Below are 17,049 nucleotides of genomic sequence, written 5' to 3' on the forward strand. Positions count from 1 at the left end.
TTGAAGGAGGAACCAATGTGCCCCATTGAAGACCGTGCTGCAACCATTAATCGAGCAGCAAGCCCGGAGGTGACGATCGGCATATGCGGCGCCGGCATTGGCGGGCTTGTGCTCGCGCTCCGGCTGGCAAAGCTCGGCTTTCGTCCAATATTGTTCGAAGCCCGCACCAGAGAGGCCGCCTTGTCCGAAGGCGAGTTCCTGACGCTCGCCTCCAATGGCATGAATGCCCTGCGGGCGGTGGACTGCCACGACGCAGTGCTGAGCGAAGGATTGGAAACCCGTGCCATTGAGCTCTGCAACGCACGCGGCAAAAGGCTCGCACTCGTCGACCAGAGCGACCATTTGGCGACATTCGGCACGCCCGCCGTCACCATCAAGCGCGGCGTTCTGACCGGCATCCTGATCGGGAAGTGTGAGGCCGAGGGCATCGTCACGCAATTTGGCCGGCGCGTGACCAAGGTCGACAATCATGCGCACGCCGTAACGCTCAACTTCTCGGAAGGTGCCGGTCTTGCCGTTGACCTGCTCGCCGCCGCCGATGGGCTGCGATCCTTCGTCCGCACGCAAATATTTCCGGATTATCCCCTACCGCAATTTACCGGCCTGATCGGCACGGGCGGTATCCTCGATGCGGACATACCGGATACGGATGGAGTGATGCGCATGACCTTCGGAGAGAAGGCCTTCTTCGGTTACCTCAAGACGGCATCCAACCCCGTATACTGGTTCGATTCCTTCCCCGCCGACACGCCCGATGCCGTGCGCACATTGGAACCGAAGGCGCTCGCCGCTCACGTTCGCCAGATGCACGCGGCCGATCCCGAGCCCAACAGATCGATCCTGCACGCGGTCGACAGGATCGAGCGCGGCTATCCCATCTTCGATATGCCGCAGCTTCCGATCTGGTCGAACGGGCGCGTTGTGCTGCTCGGCGACGCAGCACACGCCATCGGCCCGCATGCCGGCCAGGGGGCGTCGATGGCCATAGAGGATGCCGTGGTCCTATCATCCTGTCTCGCAGATACGCTCGACTACGGCGCGGCCTTTGCCCGTTATGAGGCGCTGCGGCGGCCGCGCATCGCCCGCGTGGTGAAGCTCACCCGGCAAAATGCTTCCAGAAAACGGAAAAACAGTCGGCTTAGCCTGTTTCTGCGAGATCTGCTTCTGCCTCTGTTCATTCCGATGAGCGTCAGGGCCAGCCGCAAATTGTTCGCATATCGCGTCGATCTCGATCCGCTGGAGGAAAACCATCCGGTCGAAGGCGGTCGCAAAGATGCTGCCTGACGTGCGGTTCGGCCCGGTGACGGCCGAAAGCCGATCGTAAAGAGGTGGAGTAGCCGGCTGAGAGGTATAGTCTCGTTCAATCCCGCGACCCTGCCGATACGACGAAGTTAGGTGCGCGGCCAGGCGAGCCTACTCCAATTCGCAATGTAGAACACTACCGCAATGAACATTCCCGATCCGACCAGATCGAGTCGATGGTGCCCGAAGAGGAAGAGGCCGAGCAGGGCCAAACCAAATGAAGACACGATCAGAAAAAGTGAGGGTAGAACGCTTGTGATGCGTGTCCTCGCCTCGCCTTTGGCCTCGATACCATCGCCGGCAATGTGACGGTTGGAGCCCGGCAACGTGTTACCGAGGCTGATCGTCACCTGCCCCCTCCTCGTGCCGACCTTGCCTTTGGTCGTATTTCCTGAGGTCAGAAGCACGAGTGCCATCGAAACTACCATGCTGCCGAACGCCCAGGAAAAGACCGTGCACGCCGCCATGGCCGTCGCGTTCGCATAGGTCTGATAGAGGTAGATCGCCAAAGCTCCCATTGCGACGCAGACGGCAAGAAACATGGAACCGACGATCAGGAATGTGATCCTGCCGGGCAGTTGTGCTTCACCCTCCATGTGACCTCCCATCAACCTCCATATGTTCAGACCGTCGAAACTAGAGCGTGATGCCGAAAAGTGTACGTGGTTTTCGGACGACATCACGCTTTACTTCTTTGATGCTAGAGCGGATTCAGATTCTAGGTCGAACAGACCTAAAATCATCCGGCTCTAGCGGATGCCCGCAATCTTCAAACGCTGGCGCAATATTTGTCCAGTTTGGCCGTAGACGCCGAGATGGCCTTTACGAAGCTGCACGCAGGCATAGTTAGCTGGGGTATCGGAGAAGGAGGTATCCCATGAGAATTTCGAGATCCGCCTCGGCGGTGATCATCATCGGCCTATTTGCTGTACCCGTCGAAGCCGCAGGGATCGATTGCGCAAAGCCGGGCTCGCCGAGCGACCACATGATCTGCCAGGACAAATCGCTGCTTGCCCGCGATGCGATGGTGAGGGATCTCTATGCGGCCGCGCTGAAGCACGATGATGCCGACAAGATTCGCGAACGGCAACGGCGCTGGATTACGAAGGTGCAGTCCTGCAGCGATGCGGCATGCGCCCGACAGGCCTATGACGATCAGATTGCTTCCCTTCAGGTGACCAAGGGCGGGCAAAGCGTGTCGACGGATTTCCAGTCGAATAGCGCCGATGGCAACGAGGGCCACCTTGCCGTCTTCGGGCCGGTCGATGGACTCCTCGCAGTTTCGCTCGCCTCGACCTATGTCGGCCCGGGCGGCGCAGATGCCGGCGATGTCAATGCCGATGGTATCGACGGCGTCGTTCCGCTGGCGAAGGAACACGCCGAGCTTTCCAGGGACGCGTGCAAGATCGACCTCGATCGCCTCAATGCGAAGACCTGGCGTGTGTCGCAGGCGGGTGTTTGCGATTTCGCCGCCGGGGTGACCTTGCAGGGCACCTACCGCAAACAATGACATTAGTTGACGCCAAGCGAGGATCGCGCCCCCTGGCGCAATCCCTGCCCGCAACTGTGGATTCCGCTAGTCCTGAGCGCTTCCCCTTATATTGCTGACATCGCCCGCGCTGACGGGGGCAGCCGCATTGCCCCAGCTGTTGCGGACATAGGTCAGCACGTCGCTGACCTGCTGATCGCTAAGCCTCCAGGCGAATGATGGCATGGCCGGGGTCGTTTGTTTCGACGAGGTATAAACAGCCTGGCTTCCCGCCAGAACGACATGGGCAAGCGTCTCGGCACTTGGCTGCTGGACGAGGCTGTTGTCGGCCAGCGCCGGAAACAGTGGCATGGCGCCCTTCCCATCCATGCCGTGGCAGGCGGAACAGGTGTCATGATAGATGGCAGCACCCGCCACCATGCGCCCATCATCGGCCTTCAGCGGCGCAGGCTTAGCCGACGAACTAGCGGAGAGGCTCTTCAGATAGACCGCAATCGCCTTCAGGTCGGCATCCTTCATCTGCGAGGTCGACTGTGCGATGGCCTCCGCCATTGGGCCGGAAGCGATCGTCTTATCCGTGGAACCCGTCCTCAGATAGGTGACGATCTCGTCCTCGCTCCAGGCGCCGATGCCGATATGCGGGTCGCCGGTGATGTTGCTGGCATACCAGCCCTGCAGCGAAGCGCCCTGCAGGAATTGAGAGTCCTTGTCGGCCCCCAGAAAGGACTTGGGCGAATGGCAGGTTCCGCAATGGCCCGGCCCTTGCACGAGATAGGCGCCACGGTTCCACTCGGCCGTCTGCTTCTCATCTGGCACGAAAGGTGCAGGATCGAAATTGAGGAGATTCCACCCCCACATGGATAGCCGGATATTGAGCGGAAAGGGCAGCTGGTTGGCGACGACCTTGTTCTTCACCGGCTGCAGCGTGGTCAGATAGGCCCACATGTCGGAGAGATCCCTGTCCGACATCTTGCTATAGGCCGGATAGGGCATGGCCGGATAGAGGCGGATGCCATTATGGCCGGTGCCGGTTTTCATCATGCGGATGAAATCGACCTCGCTCCAATTGCCGATGCCGGCTTCCTTGTCCGGCGTGATATTCGGCGGCACCAGAGCGCCGAAGGGCGTCTGTAGGGGCTCGCCGCCGGCAAAAGGCTGACCGCCCTGCTTCGTGTGGCAGGCGGCGCAATCGCCGAGAACTGCCTGATAGCGGCCATTGATGACGCGATCCGCTAGATCGGTGGAGTCTGCAAGAGCGGCGCTGGCGGATGCCGAGAGGACGCCGAATGCGAAGAGAATGGAGAGTTTCTTCATCATGCTGAAACCAGGGGCGCGCCGGGGTTGCGGAGATATGTGTTGCGGATCGCATCGGCTGCGACAAAGGCCAAAGCGCCGACCGTTCCCGTCGGGTTCTTGCCGGCATTATGCGCAAAGGCGGAGGCACCGATGACGAACAGGTTCGGCACATCCCAGTTCTGCAGATAGCGGTTGACCGCGCTGGTCTTCGGATCGGCCCCCATGATCGCGCCGCCGGTATTGTGCGTGCTCTGATAGGGTACCGAATCCCAGCCCTTCTTGCGTCGCGCGCCATTGTACTGACGCGCACCCAGCGTCTTGGCGATATCCTCCATCCGATCGGAAACATAATTGGACATTTTCAGATCATTGTCCGGAAAATCGAAGGTGATGCGCAGCAATGGCCGCCCGAGACGATCCTTATAGGTCGGATCCAGATCGAGATAATTACCCTGCGTCGGATAGCTCGAGCCCTGCGAGCTGTAGGTCATGGTGCTCTTGTAGGCCTGGGTGGTCGCCGCTTTCCATTTCGATCCCCAGCGCGGCGTGCCGGGAGGCACGGGGCGCATGGCGATCGGCCTGCCGTTGGTCGGGATGCAGTTGATCCCGGCCCCACCGACGAAATCGACAAACCCATGATCGAAGGCATCGCCGTTGAAATCGTCGACCGTCTGGCCGAGCGCACCGGAGGCGATGAAGGGATTGAAATTCTTGTCGTCGAAGAAGACCTGCATGCCAGCATTGGTCTGATAACAGTAATTGCGCCCGACAACGCCCTCGCCGCTGTTCGGATCATAGGGCTTGCCGATACCGGACAGCAGCATCAGGCGCACATTGTGAAGACCGTAGGCGCATAGCAGCACCATATCGGCCGGTTGGAAGAACTCCTCGTCAGAAGTGTCGACATAGGTGACGCCCTTGGCCATCTTGCCTGAGCCGTCGAGATCGATGCGCAGCACTTCGCTGTCCGTGCGCAGCTCGAAATTCCTCTTCTTCATCAAGACGGGCAGGATCGTCGTCTGCGCACTGGCCTTGGAATAGTTGGCACAGCCGAAGCGTTCGCAGAAGCCGCAGAGCGTACACTCGCCCATCGCGATCCCAAGCGGATTGATGTAGGCCTTCGACAAGTTCGCCGATGGGGTCGGGAACGGGTGATAACCGAGCTTGCGCGCAGCCTCTGCAAAAAGGCTTGGCGCATAGCTCATCTGCATCGGCGGCAACGGATAATCCCGCGCACGCGGATCCTCGAAGGGATTGCCGCCGTTCTGGATCTGGCCCTTGATGTTTCCGGCCTTCCCGGAAATACCGGCCAGATATTCGAACTTGTCGTAGAAGGGCTCCATCTCCTCGCCGGTCACGCCCCAATCCTGAAGCTGAAGACCATCGAACTTCGACGCGCCGTAGCGCCCGGTCAGATGGGATTTGATGCCGAAATCGCTGTCCCAGAAACGCCAGGTATGGCCGTTCCAATGCACACCCGCCCCGCCAACGCCATTGCCGGGCAGGAAGGAACCGTAATCGCGCATCGGCAGCGCCGTCTGCGAGAGATTGTTGCGCATCGTCATCGCTTCGACGCGCGGCTGCAGGAAGAGGTCGCGGCGTATGCCGTAACGCAGCTCGTACTGTACATAGCCGATGTTGAAGTCAGTCGCGGTATCGCGCCAAGGTCCGCGCTCGATCGCAAGCACATCCAGCCCCTGTTCGGTCAGTTCATGGGCGAGAATGGCGCCGGTCCAACCGAGTCCGACAATGACGACATCTTTACGCGGAAGTATCTTCGTCATGGCTGGCCTCCTATTTTTCCGCCCAGAATGGCTGGCTTGCGATGGAAATCGGCGGATGCGGATAGGGCTCATTGAATTTGCTGACATGGTCGCGATAATCGTAGCGTGCGCCGGGGAAACCCAGCATCTTCCACGAAGCCATGTCCTTGTTGCCGCCATAAACCGGGTCGGCAAAAAATCCCTCCATGACATTGCCGAGGATGACGTTGAAGAAGGCCTTGCCGTCGACATTGTTGCCGAGCTTGACCTTGCCGGCCTCCAGATCCGTCAGGAATCCGTCCTGCTCTTCCAGCGAAAGATCGGCGAAAGCCTTCCCGCCCTTGTTCTGCTTCAAATAGGCGTCGATCGCCGCCAGACCCTTGCGATAGATCTGCGCCGGATTGTCTGCGCCCTGATAGCCTTGCGTCGGCAGGCCGGGCAGGAATGGTCCCTGCGTATAGAGCCGGCTGGAGTTGCCGTAGGATCCTGCAAGCTGGCGGTCGAGATAGACGGCACAGCCCGCTTCCTTGCCGCCAATACTGAGTTCGTCGGCCGGGATCATCCGATCCGCGATCGCCTCGATCGTGCGCGCTTCCTGCTCGGTGAAGAACTTCCAGCCGCCCGGCATGACTTGCCGCGGCGGATCGGCCGCATAGGAGGTCCAGGGAAGATTGCCGCCCTGATATGATCGAGCCAATACCGGGCCGGCGCTTCCGGCAAGGATGGTCAGGGCAACAGAGGAAAGGAAATGGCGCCGCGACTGGCGCTTGGGACAGAGTTCGGACACTGGGGGCTCCCGATTGGCAAGATGATACAGGCTATGTTCGGTCGAACGTCGGAAACGCCACCGGCCGCCATTGCAATCATCCAGCGCAGGGCGCCCGGCAGGGATGCAAAATCGGCAGGGCGCCGATTCCACCCTCAGTATACATGCCTACATGAAGAATCCCATACATAATATGAATCAAAATCGACCAAACGACTTTGAGAACTTGAGCCTTCCAGTTGATTTTTAAGGAAAAAGAGCGAGAAACTCACCTGCCCATCGCCACCTTACCAGTGCTGGGAAGATCAACGATGGTTAACCAGGCTTTACTTATCCCTTGGTTGCGATCGCGAGCACTGCGAGCTTAACAAGGCGTAAGTTCTGGATGGCGATCGGGAGAAATAAACCCTGTCGATCACAACCGGCAAATGACAGGAAGGCAGGCATCTCGACACAAGCGCGCCAGGTCATCGCGGTAATGACCGATCCGTTCGCTCCGGCCGCGAGCGACGGCCGGAGTCCTTTGAGAAATCCTAAAAACTGGCGATCAACTGCCGACTGCGTCGGATGTGCATTTCTTGACGAAGCTCGTCTTGGCGGCGCCAGCAAGCTTCTTCGATGCCGCCTGAGTATCGCAGGCGCTTGCGGCATCCTTCTCGCATTTCTTGGTAAAACTCGTCAAAGCGGCGCCTGCGAGCTTCTTGTCGGCGGCCTGGGCTTTGCATGTGGCATCTGCCGCCATCGCACTGCCGGCAATGCAGGTCGAAACAATGGCGATTCCGAGCAGTCTGATCATCGAATTCCTCCGCGCTATCCCGGCAAAAGACCGGGTTAGTTGAGTCTAACGGAATGACTGCCGGAGTAAAGATATGCACCAATCATCCAACGAAAAGAAAAAGCCTTATGTCTTCCCCGGCAAAGGGCGAAAGCCTTGTCGATCGCGTCTTGAATCGATCGACAAAAGGATGGAAACTACCCATGTAGGGGCAAGCAATGTCATGCGGCCACTCTCACCTCACGCAATGGCAAAGCGCGACAACCAGCAACACGAACTGAGTGCTCCACCGTCCTCTCATGAAAACTATCTCTGGCACGAATCTCGAACAGGCCAAATCTCACAATCGGCGCGTCGTGATCGAAGCCATCCGCACCAATGGACCGATGTCGCGGGCCTCCATTGCCCGCATGACGGCACTGACCACACAGACGGTTTCGAACATCGTGGAGGAACTTGCGCGTTCACATCTGCTGATGCCGATGGAGGCGCAGAAGATCGCCCGCGGTCAGCCGATTACTCCCTACATGATCAATCCGGCCGGCGCCTACTCCATCGGTTTGGAACTTGGCCGCCAGCGTGCGGCCGGCGTGCTGACCGATCTCTCCGGCACGGTCTGCGCTCGCATCGAATGCCATGTAGACAGGCCAGGACCGACCGAGGCGATGCCGGTCCTTGCCCAGATCGTCAGGGATCTGCAGGAAGCCTTCTCCTTTGATCGCGATCGGCTGCTCGGTGTCGGTATCGCCTTGCCCGGACGCTATGCCGATGGCGGCGTAACCTCGCTCAGTCCACTCAATCTGCCCGGCTGGCAGGATTTCCCGGTTGCAAGCGAGCTTGAACGCCTGATCGACCTGCCCGTGCTTGTCGAAAACGATGCCACGGCAGCGGCGATCGGCGAGCGGCTCTATGGCGTTGCCCGTGGCCTTGGCAGTTTCGTCTATCTCTTTCTGGCGGGTGACGGCGGCATTGGCGCCGGCATGTTTCTCGATGGCCATCTCTACAAGGGCAGCCGTGCCAATGCCGGCGAAATCGGTCATATCATCGTCGAGCCACATGGCAGGCTCTGCACCTGCGGCAAGCGCGGTTGCCTCGATCGTTACGTGTCGCCATCCGTCGCTTACGAATGTCTCGGCATCGAGGATGCGCAGGAACTGGACCCTGATGAGCTGGACGCGATGGTCACAGCCAACAGTCATGGCCTGCAGGTCTGGCTGGAACAGGCGGCGCAGCCACTGCGACAGACAATCGATTTTCTCGAGCTGGCCTTCGATCCGCAGACAATCGTGCTTGGCGGCAGCGCGCCAACATCCCTCATAATCGGACTGGCCGAGCGCGTAGAGCCGCTGCATATTCCGGTGAACCCGACGGAAAAGCGCACCATTCCGCGCCTGATGATCGGCGCGACCGGCAAGGATACTGCCATTCTCGGCGCGGCTGCCTTACCGATCTTCTCAGAGACCAATCCTCAATTCGATGTCCTGCAGAAACCGCTGACACATAGCGCCGTCATAGGCTAGGCAAATGCCCCGACTTGCATCCGTCAAGTTCACTCAGGCGCGACCGGCACCGGCCGCGCCTGAGGCCATACATCAAGCTGTCAAAATTGATGCAGACCGTAAAGCAGCGGCATGGTGCCGGCAAGCGCCTTGAAGCGCTCCCAGGATTTAGCCGAGGGTTTGGTCCACCCTGTTTCCGCCAGTGCCGAAAGACGCGGGAAGACGAGCCGGTCGAAGACGGCGCGGTCGGTCATCGGTTCCGACCAGATGCAGGCCTGGATGCCGCGAAGCTTTTCCTTCTGCACATCCGTCCAGCCGCCGACCGGATCGAAGGTGTAGATCTTCTCCGCGTCGGAATAGCCGGCCCAGCTGCCGCCCGGCTCGTCCCAATCGGGGCGCATCGCCATGTCGAGATAGTAAACCTGGCCCGGGCAGACGACGATCTCATAGCCGCGTCCTGCAAGCTCGGCCGCCACTTCGACATTGCGCCAGCTGCAGAGATAGCTCTTGTCCTTGTCGATCCGGTCGCCGTGGGCCGCTTCTTCCCAGCCGCCGGTGACACAGCCCTTCGAGGCAAGAAACGCCTGGATGCGCTCCAGGAACTCGGCCTGAAGGACGGCCGCGCCGGAGCCATGAATATCGTCGGCCCCATGCGTGTTCGTGACGACATTCAGGCGTTTGGCATGTGCATCCGCAATCTCGTCGCCAGCCAGTTCGCGCAGCTGCGCCAAAGCCTCCGGCGATCCGGACCATGCGCCCAGCGGCACTTCGTCGGCACCGATATGGATGGTCTTGAACGGGAAGAGCTCAATCAGCTCGGAGAGGATCGTCTCGATCACCTCATAGGTCTTCTCGCGAGCCGGATTGATGCAATTGTCCGGGAAGCCCTGAACCGAATAATAGCTGCCGGCTTCGTTCGGGTCACGAAGTTCGGGGATCGCCTGCTGCATGGCATAGCAATGGCCGGGCATGTCGATCTCCGGCAGGATCTCGATGCCGAGGCCCTTGGCGTGAGCGACGATCTCGCGCACGGCCGCCTTGGTGTAATAGCCGCCGGTGCGGGCCGGACTGGAGCCGAGAAGCGGCGGTAAAGGCAGGCCGTGGCCGCGCCATGCGCCGATCTCCGTCAATGCCGGATAGGCATCAATCTCGACACGCCAGGATTCGTCGTCCGACAGGTGCCAATGGAAACGGTTCAACTTGTTCCAGGCAAGAACCGCCATCAGCTTCTTGATTTCGGCCGAGCCATAGAACTGGCGGGAGACATCGAGATGCAGCCCACGCCAGCTCATGGACGGCTCATCGACAATCTCGCCTGCGGCGGGGAAGTAGAAAGCCTGCGGATGCAAACGCGCGCCACGCCAGATCTGGCCGATGGTCACAAGGCCATAGACGAAGCCGGTCTGGGTGTTTGCCTCGACGGTGACGATCTCCGGTGAAAACTCCAACCTGTAGGCCTCAGGACCAAGACCTTCCGTCTGGCGCAGGACCACGGTTGCCGCCCCTTCGGCTTCCGGACGCACGAGGCCTTCCGCTGCGAAAAGATGTTCGACAAGCGCCGTGAAGCTTTCAGCCGCCGCTTGTCCTGCAGGCGTATCGGCTTTGAGCACAAAGCCTGCCGGCAGCGGACGGCGGGAAGAAACGGTAACGCGGTTCGGCCAGGGAATGATCGACAGCGGAACGGGGGGATTGGCCGGAACGGGATAGATTTCGGCGCCGCGCTTCAACGGTGCATTGCTCGACGACGTGCGTGTCGGTTCAGCGGCGAGCGATACGGCGGTGCCATCGGGCAGCGCGAGATAGGCGCTGGTGGCGCCATCCGTCCAGTGGCGGAACGGCCAGCTCAAGGCGTGAACTGTGATGGTCCACGTCTCGCCGCCAGCCAGCACAAACCCCTCCGGCGGCTGAAATTCGGTGAAATTGGAAAGCCGTTTCGTCACCGTCGCACCTTCGACGACGCCGGCCGGATCGACGCGGCCGGGCCCGCTGACGCAGAGCGCGAAGCCCGGAAGCGGCTCCGAGGACAGGTTTTTCAGCCGCAGGACATAGGAAAACTCCTTGCCGTCGGCTGGCGGGTTCCATGTTGTTTCAAGCCGCAGAGCCATGGATCGCGGTGTGGACATGAGCATTCTCTCTTCCTGAAGGGATTGTTCAAAGCTTGAGCATGCCGGCATAAATGCCGGGAGCGGAATTGGGGATCTGTATCGCGCCGACCGTCTTCTCGTAGAATTCCGATGGGCCGACATCGCCGATGACGGTGTAGGCGTAGCCCATGGCCTTCTGATCATTGAGGCAGGCGAAGAGCAGCGCGCGGCCAATGCCGAGGCCGCGAACGCTTTCGGCGACGCCGGTCGGGCCGAAGAAGCCGCGCGCCGTCGCCTCGTGGCAGGCAAAGCCGACAAGCTCCTGACTACGGGTGGCGATGAAGCATGTCGGCGGCTGACGCGTCATCGCGACGGTCGTCTCGCTCATCCAGCCCTGGCTGAAACGTTCGGCCACCCAGCCCGTGATGAGCCGCAACTCCGGCGGCAGCGCGCGCCGGATGGTGACGCCTGCCTTCGCCATCCGCTCAGGCGATTGCGTGTCGACCGGCAGGGTCGATAGATTGACCAGGTAATCCAAGGCAGAAATCCTTCTAATTCGATGCGACGAGCGCACGCATGAAATGGTTAGGACCGATCTGCTCGACCTCGGTCGAGATCGGTCTACTGAGCGAGCGGATCTTTTCCGCCTGTTCGAGGAAGCGAGCGCTGCCACCAGTCACAAACCTGCGGCCGCCATCCGGCACCGCCGAAAGCAGAAGCTGCGTATAGGGATGCTTCGGACTGGCAAGAACGGCATTGCTCTCGCCCCACTCGACCATCTGGCCGGCAAACATCACCACGATCTCTTCGGCGACATGCGCCGCCGTTGCGATATCATGGGTGATGTAGAGCATGGCGAGATCGTTTTCCCGCTTCACCCGGGCCAGCAGGTCGAGAATATCCTTGCGGATCGAAACATCGAGCATCGAAGTCGGCTCGTCCGCCACCAGTACGCTCGGAGAAACCGCAAGCGCACGGGCGATATTGACACGTTGACGTTGGCCGCCGGACAGTTCGTGCGGGAACTTCTGGCGCGTTATGGACGGATCGAGACCGACGCTCTCGAGCAGCTTCGATATATCATCGTCCCGCTCGGCCTTCGGCTTGTCCTCGCCATGCAATTGCAGCGGCCTTGCGATGTGATGATTGATCGTGAAAGCCGGATTGAGCGAGGAGAACGGGTCCTGGAAGACCATCTGGACATCCTTTCGGTACATCCGCTCCTCCTTGCCCGACCCGCGTGCGGTACGGTCCTGCCCGCGAAAGAGGAGCTTTCCGGCCGTCGGCTTATCGAGCCGGGCGATGATGCGGGCGCAGGTGGTCTTGCCACAGCCGGATTCACCGACCAATGCCAGCGCCTTTCCCGCAAACAGCGAAAACGAAACGCTCTTCAATGCGTGCACGGAGCCGAAATGACGCTGTATGCCATCCAGCCGGATGACGGGTTCTGCAGTTACGGCCTGTATCTGCGATTTCATGCGAAAACTCCGGGGGTGTGCGCGCTGGCTGGAAGCCGCGGGATCGCATTCCAGAGCTTGCGCGTGTACTCGTGAACCGGCGACTGGCTGACCTGAGCGACATCGCCGACCTCGACCAGCTCGCCCTTCAGCATGACGCCGATGCGATGGCAAAGCTGCGCCATCAGATGCAGGTCATGGGTGATGAACAGCACCGAAAAGCCGTAGGTCTGCTGCAGATCGAGAACCTGTTCCAGGATCTCGCGCTGCACGACGACATCGAGCGCCGTCGTCGGCTCGTCCATGATGATGAGTTCGGGACGCAGCGCCAGGCAGATGGCGATGACGATGCGCTGCCGCATGCCGCCGGAGAACTGGTGCGGGTAATCGCTGACGCGATGCGAGGGAATGCCGACCAGCTTGAACATCTCTTCAGCGCGGGCACGCGATTCCTGGCGTGAGCATCCGGTATGGCGATGCAGCACATCGTGGAACTGCGCCTCGACCCGCATCAGCGGATTGAGCGAATTCATGGCGCTCTGGAACACCATGCCGATGCGCTTCCAGCGAATTTTCTGCAGATCGCCTTCCGGCATTGTGAGCAGATCCTGCCCGTCGAGCCGGATGCTGCCACCGCTGATCCAGGCCGGCGCCTTGGAAAGCCGCGTGATCGCATAGGCGATCGTGCTCTTGCCGCAGCCGGATTCGCCGGCAAGACCGAAGATCTCGCCGCGTCCGATATTGAAGGACACGTCCTTCACGGCTCGGAAATCGCCCCTGTCGAGCAGGTAATCAATGTCGAGGTGTTCGATCTCAAGCAGATTGTCGCTCATTGGCCTGACCTCATCATGCGATTGCGGGCACGCGTCAGGCGGAACCAGCGGGTCAAGGCCGGACCGGAACGCAGTTGCGGATTGGCGATTTCATCGAAGGTGAAGTTGATCAGCGCGAGACCGAGCCCCGTCAGCGCGATGCCGATGGCCGGTATGCCGATATCCCACCAGGCGCCGACCATGATGGCCGATGCATTCTGGGCGTTGTAGAGCATGGTGCCCCAAGTGACCTTCAGCGGATCGCCGAAGCCGAGATATTCGAGCGTGGTCTGGGCGACGATCGCATAGATGATGCTGCCGACCAGGTTGATGCCGATGAGCGGCGTCAGATTGGGCAGGATCTCGACGAAGATGATGCGCCAGGCCGGCTCGCCGATCATCTTGGCGGCGGTGACGAAATCGCGGTTGCGCAATGCCATCGTCTGTGAGCGCGTCATGCGCGCTCCCCATGGCCAGGACGTCAAGGCGATGATAGTCATGATGGTTATCGGCCCGACCGTGCCCGCGAAGGAAGCGAGCAGGATGAGCAGCGGCATGTTCGGGATGACCAGCACGGCATTGGTGGCAAGGTCGAGTGCCGCGTCGGTCTTGCCGCCGGTATAACCGGCAATGAGGCCGATGGCCGTGCCGAGCACGGTAATCGCAATGCCCGTGGCAAAGCCGACGGAAAGCGAACTCCTCGCTCCCCAGACGAATTGCTTGTAGACGTCGCGGCCCATCTTCGTCGTGCCGAAAACATGCTCGACGGATGGTGGCTGGTGCGAGCGGCCGACGCGGGCGCCGGGCTCGCCAGGTGCGATGATCGGCGCGAAGATCGCCATCAGGCATAAAGCCGCAACGATGACGAAGCCGACAAGCGCCTTTTTCTGGCTGAAAATGGTTCGGAAGGAGAAGCTCATCGGCCTGTCTCCCTCAATCGCGGATCGACAAGACCGTAGAGGATGTCGACCAGGAAATTGGCGCCGAGGGTCGCAAGCGTCATCAGCAGCAGTTGGCCCTGGATGACGGGATAGTCGCGCGCCACGCTGGCGGTAAACAGCGTCAGGCCGAGACCCGGATAGTTGAAGACGATCTCGGTGACGATCGAGCCGCCGAACACGGCGCCGAGTATCAGCGCGAGATTGGTGAGGACAGGCAAGAGCGCGTTGCGAGCGCCATAGCCGAACATGATGGCGAGATTGCTCAGCCCCTTGGCTCGGCCCATCGTCACATAGTCCTCGCCGAGCACGACGATCATGGATGAGCGCATCGTCGTCTGAAACTCGCCGATGAGGAATGGCGACAGCGTCAGGACCGGCAGGATGGCATGCACGAAGACGCTGCCAAAGAAGGTGAAGTTGAAGCCCGGATCGAGATTGGGATCATAGGCGTATCCCACGGGGAACCAGCGCAGCGACACGGCGAAGACGAACAAGGTCGTAAGCGCCACGATGACCGGCGGTATCGAGAACAGGATGACGGCAAAAGGCGATACGACCGTATCGAACCGCCCGCCGCGCCTCCAGGCCGCGATCGCGCCGAGGACGACGCCGACGCACAGCGAAAAGATGATCGCCGTTACCACAAGGAAGATGGTCCACAGAGTGGCCCGGCTCAACACCTGGACCACCGTCTGCGGATAGTATTTGACCGAAACGCCAAGATCGAAGGTGGCTAGGCCTTTGAGATAATCGAGGAACTGCATCATGATCGGTTGATCGATCTCGCCGAAGCGGGCCTTGATCGCCTCGACCGCCGCGGGCGTGGCCCGCGGCCCGAGCTGGGCGACCATGGCATCGACGGGGCTCCCCGGCATAAGCCGGGGAAGAATGAAGTTCACGACGATCGCGAAGGCCAAAGCCACCGCATAGACGCCAAGGCGCCGGCTCGAAACACGCATGTCTGCTTCCTTCGCTGTGGTCTTATTGGACCGGCTTCAGACGCAGCAGATGCATGAGACGCATGCGGTTGTTGTCGTGGTTTTCCGGGTTCATCACCGGATCCTTGTCCGTGACCCAACCGGTGAAACGTTTGCTGGAATACTGGTACCAGGTCGGACCGTTGAAGACCGGAACGACCGGGAAATCATCGGCGATGACAACCTGAATGTCGTTGAAGATCTTCTTGTGATCGTCATCGGAAGACGATTTCAGATATTGATCGAAGAGCGCATCGAGCTTCGGGTTGGAGTAGCGCGGCGCTGCGACGGTGAGCTTGCCGGCATAGGCTGTCGACAGGCTTTGATAGTAGCCCTGGAACGGGGTGGCGCTATCGGCGCGCGAGTTCATGACGACATCGAAGCTGCCGTCGAGAAGCTGCTTGCGCCACTGTTCGTATTCCGGCGTGGCGACGGAGGCATTGATACCCGCGGCGCGCAGCCCTTCGACGGCGATCTGCACGGCGTCGATCCAGTCGGTCCAGCCATTCGGCACGATGATTGGGAAGGTGATCGGCTTGCCGCTCGGCGTGGTGCGGAAGCCGTCGGCACCCTTCTTGTAACCGGCATCGTCGAGGATCTTGTTCGCCTTGCCGGTGTCGAAGCCCATGAAGACGTCCTTGTCGCCTTCGGCAGCCTTGTTGCGCCAGCTTTCGAAGCGCGGCGGCAGGCCGCTGGCATGCAGGTTGACAACCGGATAGCCGAAGCCGGCGATATCGACCATGGACTTGCGGTCCATCGCCAGGCTGAAGGCGTGGCGGAAATTGAGATCCTTGAAGGCCTCGATATTGCCGGCATTCGTCGATTTGAAATTCATCTCGAAGGCAACGGTTTCCGCCGGGGGCTGCCAGTAGCCGTTGTGCTGCGGATCGAGCGCGACAAAGGTCTTGTCGATCTGCGGCAGGAACGAGCCGATCCAGTCCACCGTTCCTTCCGGCAGCAGCGCCAGCATCTGGTCGTTGCCGGAAATCTGCGGCAGGCGCAGGCAATCGACATGCAGCGACGCGGCATCCCAGTAGTTCGGATTGCGGCACTGCTCGTAGACCTGCGGCGTAAAGCGGCGAACTTCGGTCATCGGTCCGGAACCGACGGGTTTTTCATTCTTGAAGGCGACCGGATCGGCAACGTCCTTCCAGATATGCTCGGGCACGACGGCGAGATCGGCGAGCGATTCCGGGAATTCGGAGTTCACGGCCTTGAGGTTGATCTTTACCTCTGTCGGCGACGGCGCTTCGACGGAGGCGACGGTCTGGCCGACACCGACGGTATCGACGGCCGGGTTCTTCAGCATCAGGTCGATCGTGTATTTCACATCGGCCGAGGTCAGCGGCTGGCCGTCCGACCATTTCACACCGGGACGCAGCTCATAGGTAATCGACTTGAGATCATCGGAGAATTTGTAGCTGGTCGCTAGGCGCCAGACCGGCTTGCCGCCATCATTGGCGTTGAAGATGACCAGCGGCTCGTAGATGAAATCCATCGTGCTCTGGCGACGACCGGCCAGATCGAAGGGGTTGAAGTTGCTGACCCAGCTGGTCTGCTCCTCGATGTGCATCGTCAGCACGGATTCGGCCGCAGAAGCAGCGCCCGCACCGAATGCCAGCGAAACACCAAGCGCCGCTGCTAATGACGTCCGTTGAAATAGATTGCGCAATGACTTTTTCCTCATTTCCATTTTCAGCCCCTCTTGCTGTTTTGGAGTAGTCAATCAAATTGATTTAATCGTGAGTTTTGGGACTCGTCAATCGCTGATTGGAAATCAACAGGCATTGATTGGAGGGGCGCGGAAATGTCATTGATGACCGAAACACGGACCATCGCTACCGATAATTGCGCGGAGATATCGAGGCCGCGGCCTGGTGGCAGCAAT

15 protein-coding genes are annotated in these 17,049 nt (G+C 60.2%); 3 read left to right on the forward strand and 12 right to left on the reverse strand.

Annotated elements, in window-relative coordinates; translation table 11 throughout:
- The first annotated feature begins 15 nt into the window (after positions 1-15).
- Positions 16-1,284, forward strand: coding sequence for an FAD-dependent monooxygenase (locus tag AC13Q5_RS26510; protein ID WP_488503723.1), 1,269 nt, complete (start codon positions 16-18; stop codon positions 1,282-1,284).
- Positions 1,285-1,391: 107 nt separating this feature from the next.
- Here AC13Q5_RS26510 and AC13Q5_RS26515 read toward each other — a convergent pair whose 3' ends face one another.
- Entirely contained in the window at positions 1,392-1,898 is a 507-nt protein-coding gene (locus tag AC13Q5_RS26515) for a hypothetical protein (protein WP_488503724.1), read from the reverse strand.
- A gap of 281 nt (positions 1,899-2,179) precedes the next feature.
- On the opposite strand from AC13Q5_RS26515, the gene AC13Q5_RS26520 reads away from it, so the two are divergent.
- The gene (locus tag AC13Q5_RS26520) at positions 2,180-2,812 is read left to right on the forward strand and encodes a lysozyme inhibitor LprI family protein (RefSeq protein WP_488503725.1); all 633 of its coding nucleotides are present in this window, start codon (positions 2,180-2,182) and stop codon (positions 2,810-2,812) included.
- A 66-nt stretch (positions 2,813-2,878) separates the two neighbouring features.
- Here AC13Q5_RS26520 and AC13Q5_RS26525 read toward each other — a convergent pair whose 3' ends face one another.
- From AC13Q5_RS26525 to AC13Q5_RS26540, 4 genes are all read right to left on the reverse strand, one after another.
- Complete coding sequence (locus AC13Q5_RS26525) at positions 2,879-4,108, reverse strand: c-type cytochrome (RefSeq protein ID WP_488503726.1); 1,230 nt, start codon at positions 4,106-4,108, stop codon at positions 2,879-2,881.
- Positions 4,105-5,871: a GMC family oxidoreductase gene (locus tag AC13Q5_RS26530; RefSeq protein WP_488503727.1), complete on the reverse strand. Its 1,767-nt coding sequence runs from the start codon at positions 5,869-5,871 to the stop codon at positions 4,105-4,107. The genes AC13Q5_RS26525 and AC13Q5_RS26530 overlap by 4 nt, the downstream gene beginning before the upstream one ends.
- A gap of 10 nt (positions 5,872-5,881) precedes the next feature.
- Positions 5,882-6,637 carry a gluconate 2-dehydrogenase subunit 3 family protein gene (locus AC13Q5_RS26535; RefSeq protein ID WP_075853169.1) on the reverse strand — a complete coding sequence of 252 codons (756 nt, stop codon included), beginning with the start codon at positions 6,635-6,637 and terminating at the stop codon, positions 5,882-5,884.
- 526 nt (positions 6,638-7,163) lie between these two features.
- A complete protein-coding gene (locus AC13Q5_RS26540; protein ID WP_075853168.1) occupies positions 7,164-7,412 on the reverse strand; it encodes a hypothetical protein in 249 nt (82 codons plus the stop codon).
- 278 nt (positions 7,413-7,690) lie between these two features.
- On the opposite strand from AC13Q5_RS26540, the gene AC13Q5_RS26545 reads away from it, so the two are divergent.
- Complete coding sequence (locus AC13Q5_RS26545) at positions 7,691-8,911, forward strand: ROK family transcriptional regulator (protein WP_488503728.1); 1,221 nt, start codon at positions 7,691-7,693, stop codon at positions 8,909-8,911.
- A gap of 80 nt (positions 8,912-8,991) precedes the next feature.
- On the opposite strand, the gene AC13Q5_RS26550 is transcribed toward AC13Q5_RS26545, so the two are convergent.
- From AC13Q5_RS26550 to AC13Q5_RS26580, 7 genes are read right to left on the reverse strand one after another with little or no spacing between them, the layout of a single operon-like run.
- Positions 8,992-11,019 carry a beta-N-acetylhexosaminidase gene (locus AC13Q5_RS26550; RefSeq protein WP_488503729.1) on the reverse strand — a complete coding sequence of 676 codons (2,028 nt, stop codon included), beginning with the start codon at positions 11,017-11,019 and terminating at the stop codon, positions 8,992-8,994.
- Positions 11,020-11,041: 22 nt separating this feature from the next.
- Positions 11,042-11,512, reverse strand: coding sequence for a GNAT family N-acetyltransferase (locus AC13Q5_RS26555; RefSeq protein WP_488503730.1), 471 nt, complete (start codon positions 11,510-11,512; stop codon positions 11,042-11,044).
- Between the two features lie 13 nt (positions 11,513-11,525).
- Positions 11,526-12,452, reverse strand: a complete 927-nt coding sequence (locus AC13Q5_RS26560) for an ABC transporter ATP-binding protein (RefSeq protein WP_488503731.1) — start codon at positions 12,450-12,452, stop codon at positions 11,526-11,528.
- Positions 12,449-13,264, reverse strand: coding sequence for an ABC transporter ATP-binding protein (locus AC13Q5_RS26565; RefSeq protein WP_488503732.1), 816 nt, complete (start codon positions 13,262-13,264; stop codon positions 12,449-12,451). Before AC13Q5_RS26565 ends, AC13Q5_RS26560 begins: the two co-directional genes overlap by 4 nt.
- On the reverse strand, positions 13,261-14,163 hold the full coding sequence (locus tag AC13Q5_RS26570) for an ABC transporter permease (RefSeq protein WP_488503733.1): 903 nt from the start codon (positions 14,161-14,163) through the stop codon (positions 13,261-13,263). Before AC13Q5_RS26570 ends, AC13Q5_RS26565 begins: the two co-directional genes overlap by 4 nt.
- The gene (locus tag AC13Q5_RS26575) at positions 14,160-15,143 is read right to left on the reverse strand and encodes an ABC transporter permease (RefSeq protein ID WP_488503734.1); all 984 of its coding nucleotides are present in this window, start codon (positions 15,141-15,143) and stop codon (positions 14,160-14,162) included. Before AC13Q5_RS26575 ends, AC13Q5_RS26570 begins: the two co-directional genes overlap by 4 nt.
- A gap of 22 nt (positions 15,144-15,165) precedes the next feature.
- Positions 15,166-16,854 carry an ABC transporter substrate-binding protein gene (locus tag AC13Q5_RS26580; protein ID WP_457880248.1) on the reverse strand — a complete coding sequence of 563 codons (1,689 nt, stop codon included), beginning with the start codon at positions 16,852-16,854 and terminating at the stop codon, positions 15,166-15,168.
- Positions 16,855-17,049 lie beyond the last annotated feature (195 nt).

The organism is Martinezella sp. CNPSo 3964 (assembly GCF_057784375.1).

What these genes read in the sequence shown, in the direction of transcription:
- AC13Q5_RS26510 (WP_488503723.1), top strand. Translation starts at nt 16, where the DNA reads ATGTGCCCCATTGAAGACCGTGCTGCAACCATTAATCGAGCAGCAAGC.
- AC13Q5_RS26515 (WP_488503724.1), bottom strand. Translation starts at nt 1,898, where the DNA reads ATGGAGGGTGAAGCACAACTGCCCGGCAGGATCACATTCCTGATCGTC.
- AC13Q5_RS26520 (WP_488503725.1), top strand. Translation starts at nt 2,180, where the DNA reads ATGAGAATTTCGAGATCCGCCTCGGCGGTGATCATCATCGGCCTATTT.
- AC13Q5_RS26525 (WP_488503726.1), bottom strand. Translation starts at nt 4,108, where the DNA reads ATGATGAAGAAACTCTCCATTCTCTTCGCATTCGGCGTCCTCTCGGCA.
- AC13Q5_RS26530 (WP_488503727.1), bottom strand. Translation starts at nt 5,871, where the DNA reads ATGACGAAGATACTTCCGCGTAAAGATGTCGTCATTGTCGGACTCGGT.
- AC13Q5_RS26540 (WP_075853168.1), bottom strand. Translation starts at nt 7,412, where the DNA reads ATGATCAGACTGCTCGGAATCGCCATTGTTTCGACCTGCATTGCCGGC.
- AC13Q5_RS26545 (WP_488503728.1), top strand. Translation starts at nt 7,691, where the DNA reads ATGAAAACTATCTCTGGCACGAATCTCGAACAGGCCAAATCTCACAAT.
- AC13Q5_RS26550 (WP_488503729.1), bottom strand. Translation starts at nt 11,019, where the DNA reads ATGCTCATGTCCACACCGCGATCCATGGCTCTGCGGCTTGAAACAACA.
- AC13Q5_RS26560 (WP_488503731.1), bottom strand. Translation starts at nt 12,452, where the DNA reads ATGAAATCGCAGATACAGGCCGTAACTGCAGAACCCGTCATCCGGCTG.
- AC13Q5_RS26565 (WP_488503732.1), bottom strand. Translation starts at nt 13,264, where the DNA reads ATGAGCGACAATCTGCTTGAGATCGAACACCTCGACATTGATTACCTG.
- AC13Q5_RS26570 (WP_488503733.1), bottom strand. Translation starts at nt 14,163, where the DNA reads ATGAGCTTCTCCTTCCGAACCATTTTCAGCCAGAAAAAGGCGCTTGTC.
- AC13Q5_RS26575 (WP_488503734.1), bottom strand. Translation starts at nt 15,143, where the DNA reads ATGCGTGTTTCGAGCCGGCGCCTTGGCGTCTATGCGGTGGCTTTGGCC.
- AC13Q5_RS26580 (WP_457880248.1), bottom strand. Translation starts at nt 16,854, where the DNA reads ATGGAAATGAGGAAAAAGTCATTGCGCAATCTATTTCAACGGACGTCA.